At 35.7% G+C, this 6,593-nt stretch carries 5 protein-coding genes; all 5 read right to left on the bottom strand.

Features of this window, described 5'->3' with window-relative positions; translation table 11 throughout:
• Nucleotides 1–663: 663 nt before the first annotated feature.
• Nucleotides 664–1,620 carry a glycoside hydrolase family 25 protein gene (locus GC105_RS10765; RefSeq protein ID WP_152804608.1) on the bottom strand — a complete coding sequence of 319 codons (957 nt, stop codon included), beginning with the start codon at nucleotides 1,618–1,620 and terminating at the stop codon, nucleotides 664–666.
• A gap of 2 nt (nucleotides 1,621–1,622) precedes the next feature.
• Nucleotides 1,623–2,126, bottom strand: coding sequence for a phage holin family protein (locus GC105_RS10760; protein WP_152804605.1), 504 nt, complete (start codon nucleotides 2,124–2,126; stop codon nucleotides 1,623–1,625).
• A gap of 93 nt (nucleotides 2,127–2,219) precedes the next feature.
• Nucleotides 2,220–2,549: a hypothetical protein gene (locus GC105_RS10755; RefSeq protein WP_152804603.1), complete on the bottom strand. Its 330-nt coding sequence runs from the start codon at nucleotides 2,547–2,549 to the stop codon at nucleotides 2,220–2,222.
• A 56-nt stretch (nucleotides 2,550–2,605) separates the two neighbouring features.
• Nucleotides 2,606–4,378: a phage tail spike protein gene (locus tag GC105_RS10750; protein WP_152804601.1), complete on the bottom strand. Its 1,773-nt coding sequence runs from the start codon at nucleotides 4,376–4,378 to the stop codon at nucleotides 2,606–2,608.
• Nucleotides 4,379–4,443: 65 nt separating this feature from the next.
• A complete protein-coding gene (locus GC105_RS10745; RefSeq protein WP_152804599.1) occupies nucleotides 4,444–6,585 on the bottom strand; it encodes a hypothetical protein in 2,142 nt (713 codons plus the stop codon).
• Between the last annotated feature and the right edge of the window lie 8 nt (nucleotides 6,586–6,593).

The raw sequence follows: 6,593 nt of genomic DNA, 5'->3' as shown, positions 1-6,593 counted from the left end.
TGCACCGTTCCTCGTCCTCCTCGAGGTTCGAATCCTAAACGCAGAACACATCAAAAAAAACTCCCTCTTAAACAGAGGAAGCTTTTTTTGGTGCGCCCTGCAGTTGTCGCCGGGGCGACAGTTGCTCAGTCGCATAGTCTCCTTCGCAATCTCGTCACTTTGTAATATGCATTTAGCATATTACAATGCAATGCACCGTTCCTCGTCCTCCTCGAGGTTCGAATCCTAAACGCAGAACACATCAAAAAAAACTCCCTCTTAAACAGAGGAAGCTTTTTTTGGTGCGCCCTGCAGGATTCGAACCTGCGATCTCCCGGTTCGTATAAAGCACATAAGAAAATTTACTTAAGTTTACCCATGATTCCCGAAACTCACTTGTGCCAATGGGTTTAAAGAGGTCAGTTTACCTATGCTTACCTATGATTTTCTACCTAATGCAAAACTAAAGTGGGAATAGTGTGGGAATGATTAAAATTAACGAAAGCATGGGTTGAAAGACTTGTGCTTTTTTAGTGCACACTTTTATTGAAACTCCATATACTAGCTATGTATCGTTTTTATTTTCTAACGCTATGTTTGTGTCACCTGCTTTTTTGTTTCAGCTGCATTAATATAAATAAAAAATAAGAGGGTATACTCATTTTCGAGTACGCCCTCTACATTTTAAAGTATCTTAATTTTTTGTCCTGGATAAATAAGATTTCTATTCTTAATATTATTATCCTTAACAAGTTTATATACAGTAGTATTATACTTAGTTGCAATTTCAGATAATGTATCACCTCTTTTGACTATGTACAAAATAGATTGTTTGGAGTTTGTACTACTACCAGGTACCTTTAGTTTTTCTCCTACATATATCTTATTAACATTCTTAATATCATTAAGATCTGCAAGCTTGGCAACAGTAGTTTTATATTTTGTCGCGATTTCAGATAATGTATCACCTTTTTTAACTGTATAAATCGTCACGGTTGACGTTTGTGCAGGTTTAGGCGTAACTGTTGCTCCTGATGGTTCGGCTTTTTTACCTGTGAAATAATCTAATGATTTACCATTCATAAGTCTATTAAGGTCTAGATTGCCACTATAACCGTTCAATTTACCAACACTAGTGTATTGATGTAAGTCACATGCATAAGCAGGAGCAACATTAACTTTACCATTATTGATTCCATAACGAGGAATCCAAACGGCATCTGCTTCATCTAGATTAAGATTGAAGGATTTATATAAGTGATGAGCAATGTAAATTCCAACTTTTTTAGCACCTAGGGATCTAAGTTTTTTTATATAAGCAGAAATACCAGACCTCATGTCTGACATTGATTTTTCTTCTACGTCAAGAAACCAGAACACAGGATCTAAATCTTTGGTCCTGTTATAGAAATCCGTTGCTTCCTTTTCCATATCTTTTATGTTAAATCCTCTTACCCAGGCATAAGCAGCAGTAGGTATCTCACGTTTTTTAAATTCTGCATGGTGCGTTTTATAGTGTCTATCTAAAGTTCTAGATCCATACTGAGTACGGATAATAGCAAGCACTACTTCTTTGGCCAACTTATCGTAATTAATTTTACTTGGTACCTGGTGGTGACTAATATCTATTATATATCCCATTATTATTCTCCCTCCGGCTTATTAATAGCATCTATAACTTTCGATAATGCATCCTCTGTTTCTATTATTCCTGTACCTTTAACTTCTTTATTATTTAGGGATTCAATCGCCTTAGATAGTGGTGCAGGTATATCTATCCCCATATAACCGGCATTTTCGACGATACTTATCGCCTCATTGACTACATATGCAATTATTACTGCGTTCCGTATAAATTGCGTGCCTGTTAATAGGTCAAGTTGAGCTGCTACAAAGACGATTAAAAGAGTCATACCTTTACGAAATAACCCTTTAAATCCTGCTCTTGATTCAAGTTTTCCATTAACTGTTTTTGTGCTATTATTGAAAACTCCTGCAACAACTAATCCGGTGAGATAATCAATGACCATGAAAAAAACTAATGTTTGCAAAGCCATATCCCATCCCCCTAACTTCTGTAAAAACATGCTTCCTGCTATACCAATTGTTGTCAAAACTCCTGCTTTTATATTAAGTAAATAATCCATAAATTTCTCCTCTCATTTATATTTTGTATTAAAAAAGCACCCTTTAAGGTGCTATTGCTTCTGTATTTCTGTAATAAAAAAAGAGTAGGCGGTCTACTCTTTAAATTCTTCGTATTTCGATGAGTCAATATACTCGATGTCAAATGCTTTTTCATAGGTCTCTTCGTCAACAATTATTCTTTTTTGTGCCCCTTCGCTATTTTCAGTTATAATTGTAGGTATAAAGTTTCCGTCTGTATCTTCCTTTCTACCTCTCTCTATGATAATGTCTCCTAGTTCTTTAGCACTCTCTATTTCTGCTTGCTCTTCCTGTTTTATTTCTGCTTTAACTTCTTCTTTTATTTTTTCTTTCTCCGATTCGGACACGCCACATCCACTTGTAAATAGTACTACAAAGAAGATGATTAATAATATACGTTTCAAATTCATCCCTCCTATAGATATATAATATACCATAATAAGGATAAATTAAACGGTTATTAATAATTTCCCCCAAGTCTGCTTTGTATAAACACTCTCAATATAACATCTGCTTCAATTCTAGCCAAATCACTAGGTAAAATTTCAACTTCATGTCTACCCCTCGTAACTTTTCCATTAGAATCTTTGTCTAGATAATCTATTAAATTCAATCTATTCTCAGAGGTACTGTTAATTGTTACTGTATTCCCGTCAACCTTGACAGTAACAATTTCGGGCAATTCGTCGAGCTCGTATATCCCATACAAAATACCGTGGGTATGATCTTCTAATGTAAATTCGTGAGAGTGAGTCGCCACCGTAAAATTATGAGAATGAGACGGAATTATTACATTGTGGTCATGTTCAATCCGGTCTCCATATAGAATTGACTCGTGCTTGTGAGTGTTGTAATCGGGAACGCTTGGAATGTCACTTACTAGGGTTAAGCTAGTAAAATTTTTGACTGTAGTTGTTTCTGTTGCACCTCCACCGCTTTCTGTACTTGTATTTGTACCTCCGCCTGCACTTGTTGATTTTACCGTAGCACCTCCGCCTTCTATTGATTTTGAATATGCTCTAAATTTTTTAGTCCTAAAAGTCAACTCGCACGTATTAATATTTACTACGTCATCATCAACGTAAATCGGCAAGATTGCAGGGTGGTCGCTATCGCAATTATCCTGGTATCCAAAGTTCATTATATTAGTTGCCCCTTGTGAATAAGCTTCATTGACCTGTTGCTTACGTTCTAGATCAGCTTGCGTTGTTGCAATATCGTCTAGTTTATTATTAATCTGATACTTAACCTCAAACTCCCTGGATAGATCTGCAATGTTATCGCCAACAATTCTGGCCAGGTATTCCTTATCCTCAACTATGATTCTAGTAATTCCGTTTAGTACTTTTCTTTCGTGTGAATACTCAGGCTTAATAGATAGATCAGCACTATCAATTTCAAATGACACTTTAGGTTCTTTCCACTGATCTAGTAAGGATTGTGCATTTGCTTTTAAGCTTTCGGCATCTTCGAACCTTTGATCAATCCAAATGTATGACATCTTGCCCCATTTGGCGATTGACTCATCATCCTTCAAGTACTTGAGCCCACCATTGACACTCGCTATTGTAACTTGATTAACGCCTTCTCCTGAGCCTTTTGGGATTATGTAGTTAACTATATCGGTTGGGTCAGATACCTCGCTAAAATCAATCATATCCTTGCCCCAGCGAATCTCTGATTTAACTTTATCACTAACACTTTTCAGATTAAGTACCCAAGGATAAACTTGAGTGTCAAAGGTAAACTCATACGCCTCATTGAACGGTTTAGGTATTGAGAGTAGGGGAGCGAGTAAGCCATTTTCATTTTCAAAACTATAATGAAAGTACCTGGTAAAATCTACTTGACCTAATACCCAGTGGGGTGCTTCCTGGAGACTTAAAATGTACTCCAAAACTTGTCTAGTTGTGTAATTCGTGTATTGGTGGTATCCATCCATGACGTCGTCCAGGAGTGTTGCTAATACGTGTTCACAAGTGTATGTAATACTATCGGTAGATTCGTTCTTTGTTGTGCTTGTTGGCATGATGCGGTATAGACCGTAATACCTGCCACTATCTCCTGTGATGTCTATAAAGTTTAAGTGGCTGCATAACTCATTCTTTGGGTCGCTTTTGGGTAAAGAAAAAGAGGCTTGCCAAAGCTCGTTGACTGTCCTCTTTACTGATTGATCATAGGCATTTTCTAGGATGCCTATGTTGTTTAAGGTTTTATTTTTTACTAGTATCATATATCATAACCCTCCTTTTGGTATTTAAAAAAAGACCTCGTGAGAAGTCTCTTTGAGTTTTAATACTATAATATTTTTCTCCATTTGCCATTGTAACCTTTAAACTTGTAAGCATTGCCTTTTGTTAAAGTAGTGGTAACCCCCGTGTCAGCATAAGTGGTTGAACCACTAGGAATAATTACATTCCCTCTTGTCCCTATGTCGCCTAAATTATTAACGATTAAAACCATTTCTTGCCCTAACCAAACAGGAGCTTCAAAAGGGATTAAACTGTTTAATGTAGCATCTGCGCCCACAGGAGCAATTAATGTTATATACTCACCAGATGTAAGAATTTTATCCATAGTTAATGTTGTTCCATCTGTAATCATGACACCGGAGGTTGATCCATTGTTCAATTTATCTGCCATCCCTCTTAAACCGGCTAACGGTAAGCCACTGTAAGTCATTATTTTACCTTGTGTATGAATATTTCTTCCAATTGTTACCCTAAATGGAACAACATTAGCTAAATCTGATATCTCAAACATAGCATTAATTGGTGCATTTATTGATGACACATTATCAATATCTACACTATTGATACCCCGTAATAATGCTATGGTGTGAACTGTTTCTGCCTGCAAACCATTTAACTTAAATAAATAATCTTGTAAGCCAAACGTACTTCTCCTAGCAAATTCAACTAATATACCTATATGATTTGCTTTTATATTTGTTATTTCAAGTGTTCCACGTTGATTACCTGTAAGCCTTACAACCTTAGAGTTACCCGTTGGGGCAACACTTGTATCGATGTATTTTGTTTTAACATTATCGATTATTACATTATCATAATCAGCTTGGATATAAACTGAAATATTAAATTCGTTTGCTTTCTTAGTTGGAACTATTTGTGTGATATTTTTAATTTTTATATCATGTGCAATTTGTGTGTCAAAATCGGTAATACCTTGTCCAGAATATACAACAGCATAAGTATCACAAACACAGTCAAGAGTATCAAGGCTAATATTACCCCCAAACCCATTGTGAGCTAGTACAACGGGGGTGCTTTTACTGTCCACTTCTTTCACATCTTTTATTGTAACAGTATACGCCGAATTAATATCAACGACATGTCTACTACCGTTACCATAAGATTTCTCTATGTAACCATTTCGAGAATCTAATGCACAAATTCCATAACCTTCGCCACTCCCAATACCTTGTGGATGTTCAATTCTTATATTATTGGAAATAAAATTGTAACAGTTCTCGAATCTAACACAATGTCCTAATGTATTTGTTCCTAATATGTTGTCAGCAATAGCATTTTCACAACCATAAAACCAAACAAAAGGTAAATTGTGATTCATTTCTATTACACCATGCAAATTTTTTACTTTTGGATTTTTAATAACACTATCTACTTTGTAAAACCGAACAGGTCCTGTAGTTTGGTGGGAACGAATCATGTCATAAACTGTGATTGATTTTGTTGTAGTATTTATTGATTTAATTTTTACCAATTCAACATTAATATCTGTTGTCCCATCACTAGGTCGAACAGTTGCGTCAACAATGTAACCAATATCATCAATAGCTAACCCTGTTACATCATTTATAATAAAACTTGTGTCTCCGTATACTGGGTTACCTGTTACATTCCTAGGTAAACTTTCAACTGCCCCTTCAAATTTAATTACAGGTTTCAATATATCAGTAGGTATTATGATTGAGTCTTGAAGGTCTAAGTAAAAAGATTTATTAGATATAAAGTGTCCATGATATGTGTCTGTAGGGAATCTAACTTTATACCCTTCAGGAGTATCTAAAATCAATTGGTCAAAAGCTAGTGTCCAATCATCACCAACTTTTAAATGTTCATATGATTTAACATTTACTTCCCCAATTATTTTTGTTGTAATCTCTACCAAATTCGTTGAAATTTGTGTCAAATTCGACGTGACTGCATCATGTTCAGTATCTAATCTTTCTTTTAAAGTAGAATATGAAACAGTATTATCTGAATTGACTCTTGCTTGTGCTGCTTCTACTGAGGAATCGCCGTCGATGACAACTTGATTTAGTTGCTCTTGTGTGCTTTCTGAGTTTGATAAAGCAGTCGTAGACTTATTAATTGCATCCTCAGACTGCACTATCGCTGTATTTAGTTTAACCCTACCTTGATTAAGACTATCGTTTACGTCTATTAAATTTGCCATCCTGCACC

The organism is Alkalibaculum sporogenes, assembly GCF_009362815.1.
GTDB lineage: Bacteria > Bacillota > Clostridia > Eubacteriales > Alkalibacteraceae > Alkalibaculum_A > Alkalibaculum_A sporogenes.
The sequence above is the reverse complement of the archived record's forward strand: the minus strand, read 5'-3'. Positions and strand labels throughout refer to the sequence as shown.

Bases quoted from the DNA above. Each gene is read 5' to 3' on its own strand.
- GC105_RS10765 (WP_152804608.1), bottom strand. From the start codon at position 1,620: ATGGGATATATAATAGATATTAGTCACCACCAGGTACCAAGTAAAATT.
- GC105_RS10760 (WP_152804605.1), bottom strand. From the start codon at position 2,126: ATGGATTATTTACTTAATATAAAAGCAGGAGTTTTGACAACAATTGGT.
- GC105_RS10745 (WP_152804599.1), bottom strand. From the start codon at position 6,585: ATGGCAAATTTAATAGACGTAAACGATAGTCTTAATCAAGGTAGGGTT.
- GC105_RS10750 (WP_152804601.1), bottom strand. From the start codon at position 4,378: ATGATACTAGTAAAAAATAAAACCTTAAACAACATAGGCATCCTAGAA.